This is a genomic window from Desulfurococcus sp., assembly GCA_026626905.1.
GTDB lineage: Archaea > Thermoproteota > Thermoprotei_A > Sulfolobales > Desulfurococcaceae > Desulfurococcus.
The window spans coordinates 303,134-321,176 of record JAPNUX010000003.1; the positions used below are offsets into that span (position 1 = coordinate 303,134).

21 protein-coding genes are annotated in these 18,043 nt (G+C 44.3%); 10 read left to right on the forward strand and 11 right to left on the reverse strand.

The window, feature by feature from the left end:
- The first annotated feature begins 23 nt into the window (after positions 1 to 23).
- Positions 24 to 2,276, forward strand: coding sequence for an iron ABC transporter permease (locus tag OWQ48_03590; GenBank protein ID MCY0868298.1), 2,253 nt, complete (start codon positions 24 to 26; stop codon positions 2,274 to 2,276).
- Positions 2,277 to 2,289: 13 nt separating this feature from the next.
- Complete coding sequence (locus OWQ48_03595) at positions 2,290 to 3,366, forward strand: ABC transporter ATP-binding protein (GenBank protein MCY0868299.1); 1,077 nt, start codon at positions 2,290 to 2,292, stop codon at positions 3,364 to 3,366.
- On the opposite strand, the gene OWQ48_03600 is transcribed toward OWQ48_03595, so the two are convergent.
- Genes OWQ48_03600 through OWQ48_03610 form a run of 3 tightly spaced genes read right to left on the reverse strand, consistent with a single transcriptional unit; the run spans position 3,347 to position 5,012 of the window.
- Positions 3,347 to 3,940 (reverse strand): YfcE family phosphodiesterase, encoded by a 594-nt coding sequence (locus OWQ48_03600; GenBank protein MCY0868300.1) that lies wholly within the window; start codon positions 3,938 to 3,940, stop codon positions 3,347 to 3,349. The two genes, OWQ48_03595 and OWQ48_03600, sit on opposite strands and share 20 nt — an antisense overlap.
- Before the next feature lie 47 nt (positions 3,941 to 3,987).
- The gene (locus OWQ48_03605; protein ID MCY0868301.1) at positions 3,988 to 4,722 is read right to left on the reverse strand and encodes a serine/threonine protein kinase; all 735 of its coding nucleotides are present in this window, start codon (positions 4,720 to 4,722) and stop codon (positions 3,988 to 3,990) included.
- Positions 4,719 to 5,012 (reverse strand): DUF211 domain-containing protein, encoded by a 294-nt coding sequence (locus tag OWQ48_03610; protein ID MCY0868302.1) that lies wholly within the window; start codon positions 5,010 to 5,012, stop codon positions 4,719 to 4,721. The genes OWQ48_03605 and OWQ48_03610 overlap by 4 nt, the downstream gene beginning before the upstream one ends.
- A gap of 247 nt (positions 5,013 to 5,259) precedes the next feature.
- Here OWQ48_03610 and OWQ48_03615 point away from each other — a divergent pair, with 247 nt between their 5' ends.
- Complete coding sequence (locus OWQ48_03615; GenBank protein ID MCY0868303.1) at positions 5,260 to 5,562, forward strand: hypothetical protein; 303 nt, start codon at positions 5,260 to 5,262, stop codon at positions 5,560 to 5,562.
- A gap of 2 nt (positions 5,563 to 5,564) precedes the next feature.
- Here the strand turns inward: OWQ48_03615 and OWQ48_03620 are convergent, their stop codons facing one another.
- Positions 5,565 to 5,945 (reverse strand): transcriptional regulator, encoded by a 381-nt coding sequence (locus tag OWQ48_03620; GenBank protein MCY0868304.1) that lies wholly within the window; start codon positions 5,943 to 5,945, stop codon positions 5,565 to 5,567.
- 151 nt (positions 5,946 to 6,096) lie between these two features.
- Between OWQ48_03620 and OWQ48_03625 the strand changes: the two genes are divergently transcribed.
- Positions 6,097 to 6,756: a DUF47 family protein gene (locus OWQ48_03625; protein ID MCY0868305.1), complete on the forward strand. Its 660-nt coding sequence runs from the start codon at positions 6,097 to 6,099 to the stop codon at positions 6,754 to 6,756.
- Positions 6,757 to 6,905: 149 nt separating this feature from the next.
- Here OWQ48_03625 and OWQ48_03630 read toward each other — a convergent pair whose 3' ends face one another.
- From OWQ48_03630 to OWQ48_03645, 4 genes are all read right to left on the reverse strand, one after another.
- Positions 6,906 to 8,678 carry a decarboxylase gene (locus OWQ48_03630; protein MCY0868306.1) on the reverse strand — a complete coding sequence of 591 codons (1,773 nt, stop codon included), beginning with the start codon at positions 8,676 to 8,678 and terminating at the stop codon, positions 6,906 to 6,908.
- 62 nt (positions 8,679 to 8,740) lie between these two features.
- Complete coding sequence (locus OWQ48_03635; GenBank protein ID MCY0868307.1) at positions 8,741 to 8,992, reverse strand: hypothetical protein; 252 nt, start codon at positions 8,990 to 8,992, stop codon at positions 8,741 to 8,743.
- Between the two features lie 253 nt (positions 8,993 to 9,245).
- Positions 9,246 to 9,650, reverse strand: coding sequence for a metal-dependent transcriptional regulator (locus OWQ48_03640; protein MCY0868308.1), 405 nt, complete (start codon positions 9,648 to 9,650; stop codon positions 9,246 to 9,248).
- 9 nt (positions 9,651 to 9,659) lie between these two features.
- Positions 9,660 to 10,409 carry a thioredoxin family protein gene (locus tag OWQ48_03645; GenBank protein MCY0868309.1) on the reverse strand — a complete coding sequence of 250 codons (750 nt, stop codon included), beginning with the start codon at positions 10,407 to 10,409 and terminating at the stop codon, positions 9,660 to 9,662.
- Positions 10,410 to 10,536: 127 nt separating this feature from the next.
- Between OWQ48_03645 and OWQ48_03650 the strand changes: the two genes are divergently transcribed.
- On the forward strand, positions 10,537 to 11,325 hold the full coding sequence (locus OWQ48_03650) for an Mn-dependent transcriptional regulator (protein MCY0868310.1): 789 nt from the start codon (positions 10,537 to 10,539) through the stop codon (positions 11,323 to 11,325).
- Positions 11,326 to 11,358: 33 nt separating this feature from the next.
- Here OWQ48_03650 and OWQ48_03655 read toward each other — a convergent pair whose 3' ends face one another.
- Positions 11,359 to 11,856 (reverse strand): hypothetical protein, encoded by a 498-nt coding sequence (locus OWQ48_03655; GenBank protein MCY0868311.1) that lies wholly within the window; start codon positions 11,854 to 11,856, stop codon positions 11,359 to 11,361.
- A gap of 190 nt (positions 11,857 to 12,046) precedes the next feature.
- Between OWQ48_03655 and OWQ48_03660 the strand changes: the two genes are divergently transcribed.
- The 3 genes from OWQ48_03660 to OWQ48_03670 all read left to right on the forward strand — a co-directional run bounded on the left by OWQ48_03660 (position 12,047) and on the right by OWQ48_03670 (position 14,617).
- Complete coding sequence (locus tag OWQ48_03660) at positions 12,047 to 12,571, forward strand: THUMP domain-containing protein (protein MCY0868312.1); 525 nt, start codon at positions 12,047 to 12,049, stop codon at positions 12,569 to 12,571.
- A gap of 32 nt (positions 12,572 to 12,603) precedes the next feature.
- On the forward strand, positions 12,604 to 13,275 hold the full coding sequence (locus tag OWQ48_03665) for a DUF47 family protein (protein MCY0868313.1): 672 nt from the start codon (positions 12,604 to 12,606) through the stop codon (positions 13,273 to 13,275).
- Between the two features lie 115 nt (positions 13,276 to 13,390).
- The gene (locus OWQ48_03670; GenBank protein ID MCY0868314.1) at positions 13,391 to 14,617 is read left to right on the forward strand and encodes a PLP-dependent aminotransferase family protein; all 1,227 of its coding nucleotides are present in this window, start codon (positions 13,391 to 13,393) and stop codon (positions 14,615 to 14,617) included.
- 5 nt (positions 14,618 to 14,622) lie between these two features.
- Here OWQ48_03670 and OWQ48_03675 read toward each other — a convergent pair whose 3' ends face one another.
- Positions 14,623 to 15,894 carry a VWA domain-containing protein gene (locus tag OWQ48_03675; protein ID MCY0868315.1) on the reverse strand — a complete coding sequence of 424 codons (1,272 nt, stop codon included), beginning with the start codon at positions 15,892 to 15,894 and terminating at the stop codon, positions 14,623 to 14,625.
- Complete coding sequence (locus OWQ48_03680) at positions 15,891 to 17,042, reverse strand: AAA family ATPase (GenBank protein ID MCY0868316.1); 1,152 nt, start codon at positions 17,040 to 17,042, stop codon at positions 15,891 to 15,893. Before OWQ48_03680 ends, OWQ48_03675 begins: the two co-directional genes overlap by 4 nt.
- Positions 17,043 to 17,179: 137 nt before the next feature.
- Between OWQ48_03680 and OWQ48_03685 the strand changes: the two genes are divergently transcribed.
- Together OWQ48_03685 and OWQ48_03690 are read left to right on the forward strand one after the other, a co-directional pair.
- The gene (locus tag OWQ48_03685; GenBank protein ID MCY0868317.1) at positions 17,180 to 17,566 is read left to right on the forward strand and encodes a DNA-binding protein; all 387 of its coding nucleotides are present in this window, start codon (positions 17,180 to 17,182) and stop codon (positions 17,564 to 17,566) included.
- Positions 17,541 to 18,020: a GIY-YIG nuclease family protein gene (locus OWQ48_03690; GenBank protein ID MCY0868318.1), complete on the forward strand. Its 480-nt coding sequence runs from the start codon at positions 17,541 to 17,543 to the stop codon at positions 18,018 to 18,020. The genes OWQ48_03685 and OWQ48_03690 overlap by 26 nt, the downstream gene beginning before the upstream one ends.
- The last annotated feature ends 23 nt before the right edge of the window (positions 18,021 to 18,043 follow it).

Consider the following 18,043-nt stretch of genomic DNA (forward strand, 5'->3'; position numbering starts at 1 on the left):
TTTAAGTCTCTTAGGTGCTTGGCATGCTGAGACAGAATACCTTACTGCTATCAGTTAGTACTCTGCTTCTAGTTGTATCACTACTAGTAAACAACTTCATGGGGCTTAACGAGTCGGTACTCGCTAATTACATTCTGATCTGTGTAGCGCTGCTTGTAGGAGCCTTAATGGTGCTTAGAGGATTCTACGATTACGATGCAGTGAAGTATAGTTTCGGTATGGGTTTTCTCGCAATAATATCCCTGATGTACGTCTTCATAGTATTATTGATAAACGCTTATGGATACCTCCTCTCCTTTACTGTTGCGCTATCCCCGTTTCTAGGCATAGTAGTTGCAGGCTACTTCAGGGATCTCTTAAGGAGAGCTAAGATTGCTAGAAGCTTGCAGAGTGGTGGAGCAATACCGTTTTCGCGTAGATTCAGAAATGTGTTAAGCCAGCTGGATGCAACCATGTGGTTTTTCATGATCTTCGGCTTCGCGTATCTCACGGTCTTCATGATCGTGCCTATACTACTGGTTTTAGTGAACTCTTTTGTGCCACCTACAGGTGGCGAATGGTGGAGTAACTTCTATAATGTTCTAAGAACGCGTAGCTACGTGAATCTCAACCCGCTTGATTCAAGCTGGTATTCTATTAGAGTGCTTCCAGATGGAACTAGGCTTCTAATATTGAGGGGTGCTAACTATGGTCCAATAGTTAACAGCATTCTGGTGGCGTCAATTGTAACAGTTCTTGCAACAATTCTCGGGGTTGTAGTAGCCTTTGTTCTAGCCCGCTACAAGTTTCCAGGGCATTCTCTACTGAGGGTAATGGCGATCATTCCGCTCTTTAACACTCCATTCATAAACGCATATGTTGTTAGAATCATCTGGGGTCAGGATGGACCTATATCAAATCTGCTAAACACTATATACGGCTACAAGCTGATCATCGGGGATCTTGTTGGAGTAATCCTTGCTCAAACCTTAACGTTCTTCCCGATAGTTTACTTAAACGCCTACAATAGCTTCATCAACGTGGATCCGTCTACCGAGGAGCAAGCTGAGAACCTTGGCGCCAGAGGCTTTAAGCTTTTCAGAAGCATTACTCTACCTCTAGCACTACCGGGTATAGCAGCCGGCTCAATACTGGTTTTCGTTTTCAGCTTAGAGGATCTCGGTGCCCCAATAATATTCAACTTTAGAGATCTAATAAGCTACAGGATATATAATAACCTCAGGAGTGGAAGTGCTACAAGCATTATATCACCGGAGACAGCTGCTCTAGGAGTAGTCCTACTACTGCTAACAATACTCTCATTCCTGGCTATCAGAAATTATGTGAGCATGAGAAGCTATGCTATGATCAGTAGAGGTGGAAGATTTAATCCGCGAATAAGACGTCCAGGTGTCCTCGGCTTACTTGCCATATACCTGCTAGTCTTCCCGATAGTTGTACTCGCAATGATCCCGCAGCTTGGTGTGATACTTATATCCTTGAATATCATGAAGCCTTATCCAACAGCAACTGGCATCGAGTTATCCATGCCTGGAAGCCTCTCCGGCATGTTCGTGTATATAAGTAAGGTTCTCTCAGACCCCAATATATCCTACTACATCACCAACACGTTAATCTACGCTGGCGTCTCAGTAGTGATAGCTGTATTCCTGGCGACGGCAGTCGGCTACAGTGTGAGCAGGCTTAAGATCAAGTGGCTTGCGAACACTCTTGATGCTCTTGCAACCTCACCTCTAGCTATACCCGGCCTTGTGTTAGCCATAGGATACTTCTACTTCTTCACAATACTAGCTAACATGCTCTCGAGTATAACGCCATGGGCTAACGTATTAATGCCGGGGCCGGGGTTTGCAACATGGCTACTATTCATTATAGCTTTCAGCGTGAGAAGACTTCCATACGTGGTTAGGTCGGTTTTCGCAGGCTTCCAGCAGGTACACGAGAATCTTGAGGAGGCAGCCATGAATCTCGGTGCATCGAGAATTAGAGTAGTTTTCGGCGTAGTACTCCCATTCATTATAGGATACATACTCAGCGGTGCACTAATAGGCTTCATATACATGGCTACAGAGGTTTCAACAAGCGTCACCTACGGTGGAATAAACGACAGGTATGCACCGCTAACATACTACATGGCTAGCACTATCAGCGGTGGAGCAGGGCAGGGCCCGATGCTTGTTGCAGCAATGGGTACTCTCCTCATAATAATACAGTTGACAGTAGTACTCATAGTTGTCCACGTATTTAAGCAGAGGTATGCCTTCATAGGAGTGTAAGGAGGTGCCCGGGTTGACGAGGGTTAGATTAGAAGGAGTTTCCAAATATTACGGTACAGTTGTCGCAGCCGACGACGTTAACATTGATATTGAAAGCGGCGAGTTCTTCACTATACTGGGTCCCTCAGGCTGCGGTAAAACAACTACTCTAAGAATCATAGCAGGCTTTGAAACCCCTGATAAAGGTAGAGTATACTTTGACGACGAGGATGTAACCTTCCTGAAACCATATAAGAGGAATACAGCTATGGTATTCCAGAATTACGCTCTATGGCCTCACATGACTGTTTTCGAGAACGTAGCCTACGGGTTGAAGCTCAGGAAGAAGGAACTAGGCTTAACAGATGAAGATATAAGAAGAATGGTGAAAGAATCCCTAGAATTAGTAAAGCTCTCCGGGATGGAAAATAGATATCCACTACAGCTTTCAGGCGGGCAGCAGCAGAGAGTAGCCTTAGCTAGAGCACTAGTAGTAAAGCCAAGAGTGCTCCTGCTGGATGAGCCGTTAAGCAACCTTGACGCCAAGCTGAGAATAGAGATGAGGGAGGAGTTGAAGAGGCTCCAGAGAAGTCTCAAGCTGACAACAATATACGTAACACATGATCAGGTGGAGGCCATGAGCCTCAGCGACCGAATGGCTGTGATGAATAAAGGTAGAGTCATGCAGGTGGGCTCGCCTAGGGAACTGTACTTCAAGCCTAAAAACCTATTTGTGGCAGACTTCCTCGGTAGAAGCAGCATCTACCCGGGTGAATTAATCTCTCAGGAGAAGGATAGAGTAGAGGCTAGATTAGAGGATGCTGATATAATAGTGCGCGGTGTAACACCATTCGAGAAGCTGCCCAGGAAGGTCTCTATAATCATACGCCCAGAGATCATAAGTCTAGGTGGTAGAGCCCTCCCCGACGATACAACTATTAAAGGTGTAGTAGACTTCGCCATGTTCCTCGGGGATAGAGTTGAAGCTAGAATTAAAGTGGGCAGGCTACCATTACTAGCCTACTTCCCCAATACTGCGAACATCGAGGTCGGCATGGAGGTCGAGTTAACTCTACCATGGAGGAATATTATTATTCTTCCAGCTGAGTGATATTCCAGCTATTATTTCTGTTTACAGCCATATACCTCCTAGACTTCACTACATTATCCTCGAGAACGTAGAGCTCTATCATCAACCTTCCGGATTCAACTGTCAGTATCATGAAGGATGGCTTCATGGAACCCCCTCCACCACCCCATACCCCTGTAAGAGAACCTGGATTCAGAAGCAGTATCTCCCTGCTTGGATCAGTCTTTATAAACGGGCTGTGGGTGTGTCCTGATGCCAGAATACTCGTGCCGAGTTCACGGGATATTCTAGCTAAGCCTGCAGCATCACCTCTCGGGTAAACGCCGTCACCGTGAACAATACCTATCTTTAAATTCTCTATCTCTAGTACCTGTCTTCGAGGCAACGGCAGGTAGTCCATGTTGCCTCTAACAACACGTATCTCGGAGCCTAGGGTTCTAAGCCATTCTAGAATATCCTTTGATGTTAAGTCGCCAGTAAACAACACGTAGTTGAAGGGTTTCTCGGGCTCAATTCTTCTTAAAACAACCTCTCTAATCCTATCAGCTCTATCAGGTATATGGGTGTCGCCTGCCAGAAGAATCTTAAAGCTCATACTCAACACCATTAATTTACGTAGTGTGCAGCGTATTTCCCTCCATCTTACGTATGCTTCTGGATAGTCTTTAAGGTTTTAAGGAAGAAGAAGTTTAACGGGAAGGGTATTAGGAGGAGGATCTCAGCTCTATCTTTAAGTATGCCGACTACTTCACATGGGATACTACAGGGGGTTTCAAGGTATCCTTCGATAAAGGACTTTATCTTCCCTGTGTATTCCTCCTCATTCAATATGCAGGTACTATAACAGCCAATGCTGAAAGTAGATGCGAATACAGCTATATCCCATGCATAGTGTTCTATTCTATTGGTCTTAATAGCCTGTTCTGCATCTATCACGTACACTCCGCTACTATTGTATACAAAGTTAGATAGCTTAGTATCACCTAGAGCCCAGCCGGAGCAGTGCAGCATGCCCAGGTTCCTACCATACTGCTCGTAGACCTCGGCACTCGACTCGTAGCTTATCTTCTCTCCTTCAATGTAATCTCTAATCACTCTAACCCCTATGTAGTCGACGACATGTATCCTAGGCTTCTTAAAACCCTGAGTGCTGGCTTTAAAGAAGCTGACTTCTCTCTCCATACGGCTAATAGAGCTTAGAGTATATGGATACGGCTTTATGGGTGTGGAGGAGACATTCACCATAAACCACTTGACTAACCCGACTCTACTATTATACTCTTTTAGAATCAGCTTCTCTGAGCCGGTAATAAGAAGCCTCGACTGCCTCGAGAAGCCGTCGAGGAGTTCTATAATATTGGGAGTCAACGCTCTCACTCTAATTCAATTAAGCGTCCTAGAGACTTAGAAGCGTGTTTCCCAGCAACTACTTGATCCACGCTGTGTATAACTCCACCCGACCTCTCTATAGTCTCCTTTACATCATCGAAACCTATATTGTTGCCTTCAACTACAACCAGAATGTTCTGTGTGTCTACATCAACCTCCTTAACAGTTATATTAACTACATCAACACCTGGTAGCTCTGTGATAGCTTTAGCTAGCTCTATTATAGAGACCCCTCTTACAGGATATAATACGTCGAGCACAAGCCTCCTCAACGACACTCTTCACAAGCACCCATAATACATAAGCTATCTCAGGCTTAAAAACATGCTAATTATCCATATTAGCCTGGTGGGACTTTAAACATGGATACTTTATTATTTTTTACATAGCTGAATTTGTATATAGTCATACTAATGCTTGTTTCATTTAAATCTATCCTGAGATTACATCTTAAAATACACAGGATCAGTTTATTAATTCTGGTGACTAAATGATCTCATGTGGCATACAATTTCGGTGCTTGAGATGGTAGTATCAAGAATACGCAGCAATGTCAGCGACCCCATGGTAGTTAGCGGTGATGTCATAGAGATACCATTGAAGCCGAGGAAAAAAATGATATCACTTAGAGTTAACGAGGAGGATTTGGAGGTTATCGAGAAGTTTGTAAGCAAGGAGGGATCTATATCCAGAACCCTGTTACTTACAAGACTTGTAGAAGCGCTTGCAGAAGGTTTAAGGAGAACTAACGGTGAGGTTTCATCAATAACCCTATCATTTAGGAAGGAATCCATGGAGACTATTTCCATTCAGCTTAACCTTAAGTAGAATTAGATAGCCTTCCTTCTCTCAAGTAAGTTGATTATAAATCTCACAATATCAGCTGGCAGGCTTATCTGGTGTGCTAGTTGCTCTATGATCATGTTTTCCCCGTACTTCTGTAATGCCTCTTTGACCCCGTAGACCGGTTCCATGTAGTAGACTTTCCTTCCCTCCTTGACTCTTGCAACTATACCTATCTTATTCAATCTTGAAAGGTACCGTGATTCTATGGTTCTAGCTCTCCCAGTATACTTGGCTACATCATCAGCTGTAGCCTTCTTCAACGCTATTACAGCATTAAGTGTCTTGAGCAGTGGTGGTGTTAGTGTTATTCCGCGCTTAAACAGGAAGCGTATATCGTAAATGCTATCATACTCCATGTCACTCAATTACACCACCTTATCAGAGATCAATTCTTTAAACGATATTATAAACCCTGTGGCTAAATCCTAGGCTAATAGAATTAGCATGGTGTACGCAGGATTTTTATAGGTGTATTTTAAATCTGAAATCCCGTTAACTCTAGGAGTGGTGGTTTTAGTGAGTCTGCCTCTAGGGAGACATCTCGAGCAGATCCTCACAGATATCAAGGAACTCGCAAGAATAGTTGAAAGCGGGATTTTAAAACTACACGAGATGATCAAGGAGCTACCATCAGGCTACGATGCCGTCTCGAAACTTTACAGTGAGCTGGATGTAGTAGAGAAGCATGGCGATGAACTTAAAAGAAGCGTGATGAGCGAGCTTAAAGCATCCTACCTCCATCCTGGTGATAGAGAGGTAATTTTAGAATTTACACTTTTACTAGATGATGCACTCGGTTTCGCTAAAGCTGCAGGTAAGAGGATACTGATAGTCCTAGGATCTGGCGTGAGAATAGACGGAGAGCTCCTAAGGTTAATAGAGGGGATAGTATTGAAGAGTATTGAAGCGTCACGCAAACTTATCGACCTGCTAGGCTATTCAACGTATACCGGGGATCCTAGCAGAATACTATCTCTATCGAATGAGATAGAACAACTAGAGGAGGAGATAGACGAGCTCAGACTTAAAGCTATTGAGAAGATATATGCATCTTGCGTTAAAACCCTAGGACCCCAGTGCATAATGCTGCCACCTATAATAGATGACCTCGAGGAAATCAGCGATGTATTCGAGAACCTAGCGGATATCTATAGGATCCTCATAGTATCAAGGTGACGCTGAACACATAACTGTCTTTCACACCTGATGTACAGCCCTGCATCTTGCATATACTGATTTTGCTATAGAAGAGAATCATAGAAGCGTTTAATACATGAAGAATTATTCAGGTATAATCCCGTGGAGAATATCTGAGCACCCTGAGTTTAGAGGTAGTCGCCTTTTTTCTCTATGATTTTAACCTCTACTCCTTTACTCGTGGTATCTATAACTATCTCTGGTGCACCATATATGAGGTTGTGTTTCATGGCAAGCGGGTCCTGGTAGGCCCCGGTGTCTAGAAAGGCAATGTAGTAGTTCTCGTCTTTTACTGGTAGATGTAAAGGCACACCTCCAAGCTTCAGTCTTCTACCTGGAACCATGATAAGCCTGGAGTCAACGCGTGTAAACCACTGGCCTGCTTTAATCGGTGTTTTCACATCGCTTATATACTCGCCTATTTCACCCATGCTGTCACATGTAAGGTCTCCCAGCGTAGCTAGGACATCAGGTCTTTCATCAAGTCTCTGAAGAGGAACTACTTGGAAGTACTGGTTTACAATGACTGTGTCTGGTATATCCGCGAACACTGAGAAGTTTAATATATACCTCTTAGATGGAGATGTAGCAAACCTATATATGACTGGATCATTCAAGATCTCCTCTACTAAAGCAGGTTTTTTCTCCACTATCTCCCGTAGCTTGGAGGCTATATCATCGTGTAGTCTGGTGACAAGCTCCTCAAGCAGTTCTCTCTCCTCGAGTTTACGGGGCTCCGAGAAGCCTCTACGAACATGAGTTCTGATATCTCTAATAAGCTTCTTTAAGTCGCTAATACTCTCTATGTGAGCAAGCTTTTCATCTAATTGATTAGAGCTGGCATGGTATTGATCACTCGTGTAGGGGCGGATATCAACTACTTTCGAAACAACAATCCTGTGAGACGCCACGATATACCTGCCACCTTCATACACTATTACAGGGTGATCCTCGAGCTCGCTGAAGACTTTCACTATATGACCAAGGTAGTCTCTTAGAGTGTAGTTCGGGGATTCAGGTGTCCCACGCCCTGTATCTATGTATGGGTATGCTAAGCCACCACCTGGATCAACAATCTTTAAGTTGTTGAAGCCGCTTGAACGTAGCTTCTTGTATATATCGTAGACTTCGTTTAGAAAGGCCTCCATGTCACTCCACTTGTAGATCTGGGAGCCTGGATGCATGTGGAGAAGGGTAGCTCGCTCCTCAATCCACTTGTATTCATCTCTAAGTTTTGCTAGAGTACTCACCGAGAACCCGAATTTCCCTTCAAGCCCTGCTGAGTGAGCCCACTTACCGCCGGGTTTTGTGAGAGGTTTTACTCTTAAGCCGATCTCTAGCTCCGGGTACCCTGATACAATATTAAGGTCGTGCTCACCCTCCACGTCAACTATAACCTTCCACTTCTTATCCCTGAATTTCAGCAGGATATCAATGACCTGACTCGAGAGAACACCATCATATATTAGCACTCTGCTTGATTCCCCAGCGTACTTAAGAAGAGTTTTTACTTCTCCAAGCGAGCCGGTATTAAACCCCCACTTATACTTCTCTCCATACCTCCATATAGCTTCAACAACTAGGTCTATGGGGTTAACTTTCATAGGGTATACTGGCTGGAGTACTCCTTTGAAGCCGTATACCTTGGAGAGCTCCTTGAAGGTTTCATAGACTTTCTCCATGGCTTTCTCTATCAATGGGAGTATCCTTATGTACGCTACATCGAAGCCTCTCTCTTCAACCAGATCTTTTACTCTTATGGAGTAGCCGTTGAGGTTTATGATAAGGTATCCATCACTATCGACTGTTATTACTTCGCCCCTAATCTCGTGGTTTAACCCCCATAGCTCTCTAGCGGTATCTAGACCCCAATCATCATTGTACATTCTTTCTTCCAGCACCTCTAGTTATCGGAGTCATGGAATTCCTATTAGGGATTTATAAGCTTATAACCTTGAATACCCTACGCTGGAGCCTCGCCTGAGCGAGCTACCTGCCCTCCCGGTATGCTCGCCCACTCTTCTAGTTCCTGGAGGATTGCCTCCTCAATCATTCGAATTATAGATTTCAGTTTATTCTTATCTTCTTCGTCTAGCTTGCTGGATTCCACGCGTATCTCGAGAGCTTTCAACTCCTCGAGTAAGCCTATGTATTTTAAAACTAATAGTTCCTCGAACCCGACTACTCTTAAACTAATATCCTCAGTCTTCTTCAAATTTACCCCATCGAGTTTATTCCCTGAGAATTCGTTTAAATAGGGTGTTCAGGAGTATTAACAAAGTAATACGTTACCGAGACGCTCTTCAATATACTGTAGTGTAATTCGAGCCTCCCCCGGTCCGTGAATAAATCATTGCTTCACAGCTCGTCTAGAAGGGGCAGGTCATCGGCTCCCACTCTATGAAGTTAAGCTTCAGTGCTTTTAATATTTTATGCAGGTCTAACTTAGAGAGGATTTTACTTGAAAATTATGACGAGTATCTTCTGGCATAGGATTGCCGGCTGAATTGACTCCTCTGGGATGCTAAAAACTCGCGGATTTTCTTAACGGTTTCAGAGTGGAGGAAATGCTCTATCTTACATGCATCTTCCTCAGCTATATTCTGCGGGACCCCTAGGCTCTCGAGGAACTCGACTAGTATCTGGTGCTTCCTGTACACGTTTTGAGCAATTTCAAGCCCCTTCTCTGTTAGCGTTATTTTACCGCCTTTCTCGTAGACTATATACCCTTCACTTGCTAGCTTCTTAAGGAACTCTACAACGCTACTAGGTTTAATGCAGAGTCTTCTAGCTATCTCTCTAACCCTAGGCCTCCCATTGAGTGAGAGCACGTAGATTACTTCAAGGTATTCTTCTATGCGTCTAGTATCCACTAGCTCCACCTATCTGCCTGACTTGAGTTTCCTGGCAGCTTTCTTCAGAATCTTCACGTTATCCTCTGGTTGCATGTAGCCGGGTATAACCTCTACGGGTTTAGCACCATACTTCTCGTAGTCGCGTGGGTCATTTATTGCAACATAGGGCACATACTGGACGCCATACATGTCTGCTTCTATTGGGTTCTCGAGAGCTTCAATGGTCTCAACAATTATCTCACTGTTAACTATTCCAGCCTGGTTGAAGAAGTCGACGACTAGCGGGCAGTAGGGGCATTCAGGTGTCACGAATATCTTAACGTGTAGAGATGTATCTATGCCTTCAAGCTCTTCGACAACTTTCTTTGAGAGCTTAACGCCATTGGATAGGTATTCGTGAATGAATATAAAGGGAGCAAACTCCTGACCGCTGGGCAAGCCGTAATACCGTATATTCCGTTTAGGAGTATCGTAGATGAATGCTGGAAGATACCTTGGCTTGAAGAACTTAACTTTCTCGTCATCATGGTAGAGAATCTCGAATACTAGTTTACCCTCGCTAATCCTTGCTAGCTCGCTAGCTAGTAGCTTCGCTTCCTCACATGTAGGGCATTCATCATGGTGGTGATGTTCATCTTCTGAATCGCGTTCGTGGTGTTCATGGCTGTGCTCTCCACTACTCTTAGAGACTACTAGTACATCTACTAGTTTCTTAGAGAGTGATCCCAGTATCTTCTTTAACTCTGCTTCTGTATCTGGATCGAATATACCTGACATGCAGTAATCACCTGTTAGGCTCATCTAACATTAGACATATATACCTTAAAAAATCTAGAAGATTATTCTAGGCTAAGATACTGTTATTAAGGGATCCCGTTACCAATAATCTTCAGGGTAGTAATTGTTGCAAGCGAGATCATATACTATTAGAGTATTAGAACTATTAGCCGCAGCTCCCAGCCTAACTGTTAGAGATGTAGCCGAATTACTCGGCATTGACATCGTAAGAGCTAAGGATGTACTAGAGAGATTAAGGTATAATGGGTATGTTGAGAGGATAGGCAAGGGGTACAGTATAACAGAAAAGGGAAGATCATTTCTAGCTAGCAATACAAGAAGAAGTACTCCCCTAACAAGTTTTACCGAGGATCGCGGGGGGAAAGAGAAGAGTGAGAGTGAAGGCGGAGGTGAAAAGGTCGAAGCTGTAGCCCAGGCAGCCTCCAGTGGAAGCTCCCCGTCAGTTGATTTAGAGGGCATGGTTAACTCTCTAGCTGCTCGGGTAGATGAATTAATCAACAGGTTGAAAGAACTTGAAGCTAGAATTAAAGACGTGGAATCCAGAGTTGCAAGCCTAGAGAGTTTCGCTAGAGAGCTAGGTAAGCGTAAAGAGCTCGTGGTGCATGAAGCCAAAGGTTTCACAGTAATGGAGACCCCAGTCATGTGGATTACAGAAGCTCAGAGTAAGCTGGGTCAGCTACTAGAAAAGTTCCTTATGGAGGGGAAACTAATTAGAGTAGGCTCTCTAATAGTTGACCCCGTATTCTATGAGGAGTTTAAGAGGAAGTTCCCTATTAAAGCAAGCGAGGTCGACAAGCTAGCTAGTGCTGAGAGAATCCTTTTAGAAGAGATGAGAAAGGAGATGATTGTAATACTCCATGCTGGGCGAGAGTACAGGCTTGTCGGCACTGGTTAAACACCATGAACATCTAACGCAGGCTCAATGATACTAGGGATTAGTAGCTATTATAAGAAAGACTAGGGCTATTGTTATCATTGATAAAGGATCAACTTGCCTACTATCAGAGCCGAGGAGGCCTCTAAACCCTCCAAGCTTTGCTAGAGAGACACCAGTCTTAGCCATTAGATAGGAGAGTAATACCGCTATCTCATTAAGCATTGATTCCATTGATTCCAAGGAGGCTTTATCCTCTAAGCTAGATTTGGCCTCGTATAGTAGTATCATTAATCTTTCTAGAGCCTTGTAGTCGAAGTCTACATCCCATAGTGTTAATACTACTTCTTCACCCAGCTTCTCTACAAGGCCAGGGATGTAGGGTAGAGGGCCTATATACTCCAGGTATTTGTTAAAGAGCTTCATAAAGTATCCAAGCACACCGTCATCAAGGGTTTCCTTGTAGAGCTTCACGGCTTCTACAATACTATTAACAGTATCGTGGACAGTGTTGCGAGCCTCCTCGAGAACTTGAGGTAGTGCAGGCGGCAAAGTAGCCTCCATTGAGTTACCCCACTAGGAAAATGCCGCATGGAAGGGTTATAAGACAGCTGGCACCATTGAAAAGGGTTTTTAAGCTTTACGCTCGAGCAGATGCTTCCCGGTGACCACACGGAATTGGTGCTTGCCTCTTTATTACCTCTCTAGTGTATTTATTTAATTTCGAGTAAAGGTGCTTGGAATGGCCTTTAACCTGCTAATCACGCATGAGCCAGGCCTGGAAAACTTTAGGCTTATACTCTCCAAGTTGAGGAGCGCTGGGCTCGAGCATATCATGGTTGATAAGGGCTCCTCAGTAATACTGCTTAGAGTTAAAGACCCATATGAATTCGTCTCGGAGTTCAGGAGTATTGCTGGCGAGATACCTGTGGTTTACAGGGTAATTCCAGTGGATGCCGTGACAGACCCTTATGTTGAAGTAGTAGCTGAGAAGTCAGGGGAGCTGGCTGAGAGTAGGATACCCTCTGATAAAACGTTTCGAGTCACGCTTAATGGGAGACTATACTGGCTTGAAACTAGACTCCCAGCACACACGATGGATGCAGTGAGAGTTATAGCTGAAAAGATAAATAGGCCGGTCTCCCTCACCAGCCCAGACTACCTCGTCTACATAAGAAGCGTGAAGCTCTACCACAGGAGGAGGTATGCTGCTATAACTGTTACGACACCCGATAAGATCCTCACGCTTAAATCCGGAAGGCCTTGAGGTGAAGTTTTACTGTTCCAGGGGGAGGAGTATTGCCTATCAACTTAACGGATATACTTCCAGATGAAGTCATTGAAAAACTCAAAGAGTACATGTCGCTAACCTCAGAGATCGTGGCTAAATTCAAGGAGGGAGTAAAACTCCTCAATAACTACCAGTTAGGAGATGCAAGGCGCGTCTTCTCTGAGCTAGTAAAACTAGATGAGAAGGGAGAGAAACTTAGAAGCTGGCTTGAATACTCTATCTCATCCCTTAGACTTGAAGCCTCCTTTGCAAGCGAGCTTTTATCATTCATATCAAGTATTGACTTAATAGGCGACCACATGAAAGATGTAGCAAAAGAATTCCGAATACTTCCCTTCCTTGAGATACCAGGGGAGCTGAGAAGAGGTCTCCTGGAGTTAAGTGAGGTTGTCGCTGAATCCGTTGAAACCTATAGCGATGCCTTCGAAGCGATCGTTAAAGGCGAGTACGAGAAAGCTTTTAGCCTCATTGAAAAAGTCATACAACTAGAGGAGAAAGCAGATGACATTGAAGTAAGAAACCGCGGCTTAATACTTGAAATAGGCGATAAATTTAAGCCATTAACTATGGCTATACTGGTTCACAGCTTGAATAAAGCATTAGAGGATACAGCAGACCTCTGCGCTACAAGTGCTAACCACCTCAGGATACTCGTTATGACAAGGCTGTCTAGATCTTAACAAGCTGTAAGCGCATGCTTCAGGATGTAAACTCCTCTCCTTGGCTAGCACTATACTCACTCCCAGTTGCGCGGCCTAATTTTTATACTCCTTGGATCATTTGTTGTTACATCGGGTGCCCCTCTTGAAACCCGACTACAATAAGTTTCTTAGTAGTAGAATTAACTTCATTGAACCAAGCCCCATAAGAGACGTCGTTGCGAAAATCGCTGCTAAATCGAGAACTACTAGAGTAATAAGTTTCGCTGCAGGCGACCCCGACCCGGACGTCATCCCTCGTGAACTATACGGAGAGATGGCAAGAGAGTTATTCGCCAAGGAGAAGAAGAGCGTTATATACTCACCTGCAGACGGCCTCCCAGAGCTGAAAGAAGAAATCACTGTTTTCATGAGGGAGCATGAAGGCATCAACACTGAGCCCGGGAGAATAGTTGTAACCATCGGGGGGAGCCAGGCAATAGACGTGCTTGGAAGACTACTACTAGACCCAGGGGATATAGTGGTAGTTGAAAACCCTTCGTATGTGAACACAATCCTTGTCTGGAGACACTACGGTGTAACAGTAATAGGTGCTCCTATCGATGAGGAGGGTATTATCACAGAGAATCTCGAGGAAACAGTTAAGAAGCTTTATAGTGAAGGTGAGAAGCTAAAGCTAGTTTACACGATTCCCACAGGCCAGAATCCTTCAGGAGTCACCATGAGCATGGAGAGAAGAAAGCACCTGCTTGAGATAGCCAGCAAGTACGACTTCCTAGTGGTAGAGGATGCAGCATACAACCACTTAGTGTACGAGCAAGTAAGCATCAAGCCCCTGAAGGCCTTAGATAGTGAAGACCGCGTCATCTACATTGGTTCATTCAGCAAGATATTCGGCACAGGGCTTCGAGTAGGATGGATTGAGGCACCCCAGGAGATAGTTGTTAAAGCCCGCAACGCGCTGGGGCCTATGACGATGTGTCCACCTGTGATCTCACAATACATTGTTTTAAATATCTTGAGGAACAGGCTATACAAGCCTATAAGAGAGAAGGCTATTGCCGAATACAAGGCTAAAAGAGATCTAATGGTATCCTCTATCGAGAAGCATTTACCGGGATTAAAGCACACGAAACCTATTGCAGGAATGTTCGTGCTGCTCTGGCTGCCGAGTAATATTAATGGTGTTGCATTCGCTGAGCAGCTACTTGAGAAATACAATGTAGCTGTTGTACCAGCAGCATCCTTCTACACTGATGGATCGGGGAGAAATGTTATCAGGCTTAACTTCTCTATGGCTGAGAAGGAACTCATAGAGGAAGGCGTGAGGAGAATAGGCATGCTTCTCAAGGAGACTACTTGATCACCTTAATCGAATTCTACTACTCTTAGCACGCCTTCCCTATCAAGTTTCTCTACCCTCATATACCTGTAGGATAGGCTTCTTAAGCTATCATTATCTCCCATGATCATTACAGTAATCAGCTTTGAGTCAGCCTTCTTCAAGTTGTATCTAATAATGTTCTCATTCACTCTATCTATTCCATCAGTGATCAATACTATATCTGACCTCCTGTTGACTTTACCTGACCTGATATCCGTGCATGCTGTTATAATAGCCCGCGAGATATCTGTACCTCCAGCACCTCTAACCCTCGCCACGAAACTCATAAGCTTTATTGCTTCACTAGGATTTACAGATCTACCAGCCTTAACTAGAATATATGGTTGACTATCAAAGAACCTCAAGTAGAACTCGCGGTTGGATTTCACTGCCTTGAGGTATAAACTGATCGCTACAGCCTTAGCCCACGTTATCTTAGTACCATCCATGCTTCCGCTTTTATCGAGGAGGACGTAGAGAGGGCCGAGAGCTTCCTCAACCGCCTTCTCGTAGAGGAGCAATCTCTTTTGGGCGAATCGAGTGTAGAAGATCTCGTCAGGAAGTGCTAGGTTTGATGGTACCATTCTCTCAAAATCCCTTCCGTACTCGTAGCCGAGTATCTCTCCACGCTTGAATCTACTCTTCTTCCTTACTGCTTTAATATCCCAGGGCTTTAAGCCTCTCAATATCTCGAGGATTCTCCTTACATCTACATCTCTAGCTAGCTGGATCACCTCGAGGAGATCTTCGTCGAATGACAGCCTGCTTGTTGAACCAGGCTCTAGTCCTTCAGCTATTAATTTAAGTCTTCTAGCGTTCTCCACATCAATTCCTACCTGAGTAAGGGCTTTCTCAACTATCTCTTTAATGCTTGAATCCCCGTTGTTTTCCACTGCCTCTCTACTCCTTGAGGTTTTTTCCTCGAGTAGCTTAACCTGCGAGAGGAATATGCTTGCTGCAAGACTGCTTATAAGAGTATCCATCACAGTTTTAGTTCTCACAGCTTTAAAGCTAGGAGACTCACTTAGAGCTTTAAGGATTAGGTGGTCCCGGCTTGATCCATCATTATCTTCTCTGAGAATAGGGATCGGTAGATAAAACATGTAGAATACATCTGATGCGAGACTACTAGATAGCTTGAGTTTTCCTCCAGCAAGCTTTTCGGCTAGCCGCTTAACCTTCTCGCCTCTATACTTTACAACCGGGTCATCGTAGTTTACTCCTTTAAGGAGCCCCTTCACGCTGACTACACTCATATTACTAGCTTCCTCCTTATTAGATCCATTGCTTCATTAAGCTCGCCTAGTACTTCAATAGCACGTCTTCTAACAGTGTCGTCACTTGAATCACGAGCCAGCCTCTCTAGTTTATCCTTTAGGGTTTCAAAACCTCTAAGGTAGTCGAGGAGCCTCGGGTCGAGTTCATTGCTTCTTAGAATGTAGTCTCGGGCTTCCATTATGTTGGCTTCAATTTCATTCAGCTCGCGTAAGTGCTTCTCTCTAGCTTCTACTTCATCGAGGAGTACTGCTAGCACTTTCTCCATTTCCTCATGGTCGCGTGGTGCAACGTACTTTAAAATATATAAGTCTTCTTCAGTAGCCTTCAACCTGCCGTTGAGGAGAGCGTTTGAAGCTATTACCTTCAGCGCTTTCCCCTTTCTTCGATCAGTTAAGTGGACTCCTTGATCCTCGAGTATAGCGTAGAGTCTTAACAGCTTCTCCCTCACGCTCCATACATCCACTTTAAATATGAGTAGACTTGCCTTCTTAACTTCACTAATGCTTAAAACGGGTTTAACCTCTCCGTGAACTCCCTGCTCAATAAGCCATGAAGCCTCTAAAAGCTCTCTCCACAGGTTTTCACTTACAGGTTTCACGAAGTGGCGGAGTAGGAATCGATCGTAGATTGCTTGGAGCTCTGGTTCATCTGGTATATTGTTGCTTGCTGATATAAGTGTTAGCAATGGTATCTTCAGCTCCGAGTATCCGTCGTAAACAACCCTCTCATTCATGAGTGTTAAAAGCATGTTGAGGACAGCTGAGTTAGCATTGAAGATTTCATCTATGAAAGCTATGTCAGCCTCAGGGAGTTTCCCGTGGGTAACCCTTACGTATTTACCTTCTCTCAAGGCATTTATATCCAAGGGGCCGAAGAGCTCATCAGGCTCTGTAAACCTTGTAAGCATGTACTTGAAGAACCTAGCTTCCACTAGATCAGCGAGTCTTCGAGCGAGAGCTGACTTAGCTGTACCCGGCTCGCCGATCATTATCACGTGTTCGCCTGAGAGAAGTGAGAGAACTAGGAGTCTGGCCTCCTCGCTTCTACCAACAAATGGTTTTTCAAGCTCGCTGGCCAGCGTGTTGAGTCTACTTATAAGCTGGTTTATTCCACTTGAATCCTCCATAGAGGGACACCTCGATCTAAAAATCGTCAGTTGAGTAACTCCTCTTCACGCAGCTCCGATGAAACCGGGTTTCATCACCGCTTAGTATATAATACTCGAACCTCCTAATATATCAGGGTGAACCAGGAGGGGTATCCGTGAAACTGCTACCCGTTAAGATAAATGAAGGTAGAGACGTCCACGAAGAGTTGAAGAATATAATTAAAAGCAATGGCTTAAACGGAGGGTTTATAACTGGTATAGGGGGCCTCCGAGAGGCTATCATTGGATTCTACAATATGGCTGAAGACAGATATCTCGAGGAGCATTTACAGCCTGAAAACACTGTAATCGAGGTTGCATCACTACAGGGAAACTATCTTGTAAGAGAGGGAAAAGTAAGCGTGCACCTGCACGTAGTAGCTGGACTACAGGGTAGGACTGTAGCAGGCCACTTAATACGCGGAGTGGCAAAACCCTTCCTGGAAGTCTTTCTAGTCGAAGTAGGTGAAGCAGTGGGTGAAGTATTCACTCATAGATCTTAACAGCTATCTTAAATCATGCTACATTCTAGTCTCAAGGATTCAATCACCCATAAGAATAGCCTTCAAAAAAGGCTATCTGGAACTAGCTCCAGGAGCCTACTTCTATGTTGGGTCTGCGAGAGGCTCCTGTGATGTTATTCATAGAGTTCTACGCCACCTCTCACCTTCCAAGAAGCTGAAATGGCATATTGACTTGCTAACCGTGAATTCAAGTGTAGAAGCCATTGGGTTCTTCATGGTTAAGTATACTGGGGGTGACTGCGAGTCTACTCTATCATTCATACTAAGCGAGAAGTTTAATGGTATCGAGGGGTTTGGATGTACTGATAAGCCTGGTGATAGATCGCACCTCTACGCCTGTACAGGTATACTCGATGAATGCCTCCACGTACTCTATGAGATTCTAGAGGAATCCGGGTTCGAGCCAATTTGGATCCAGAGAGCGGATGCGTAAAGTTTAAAAACCTGTCTTCACAT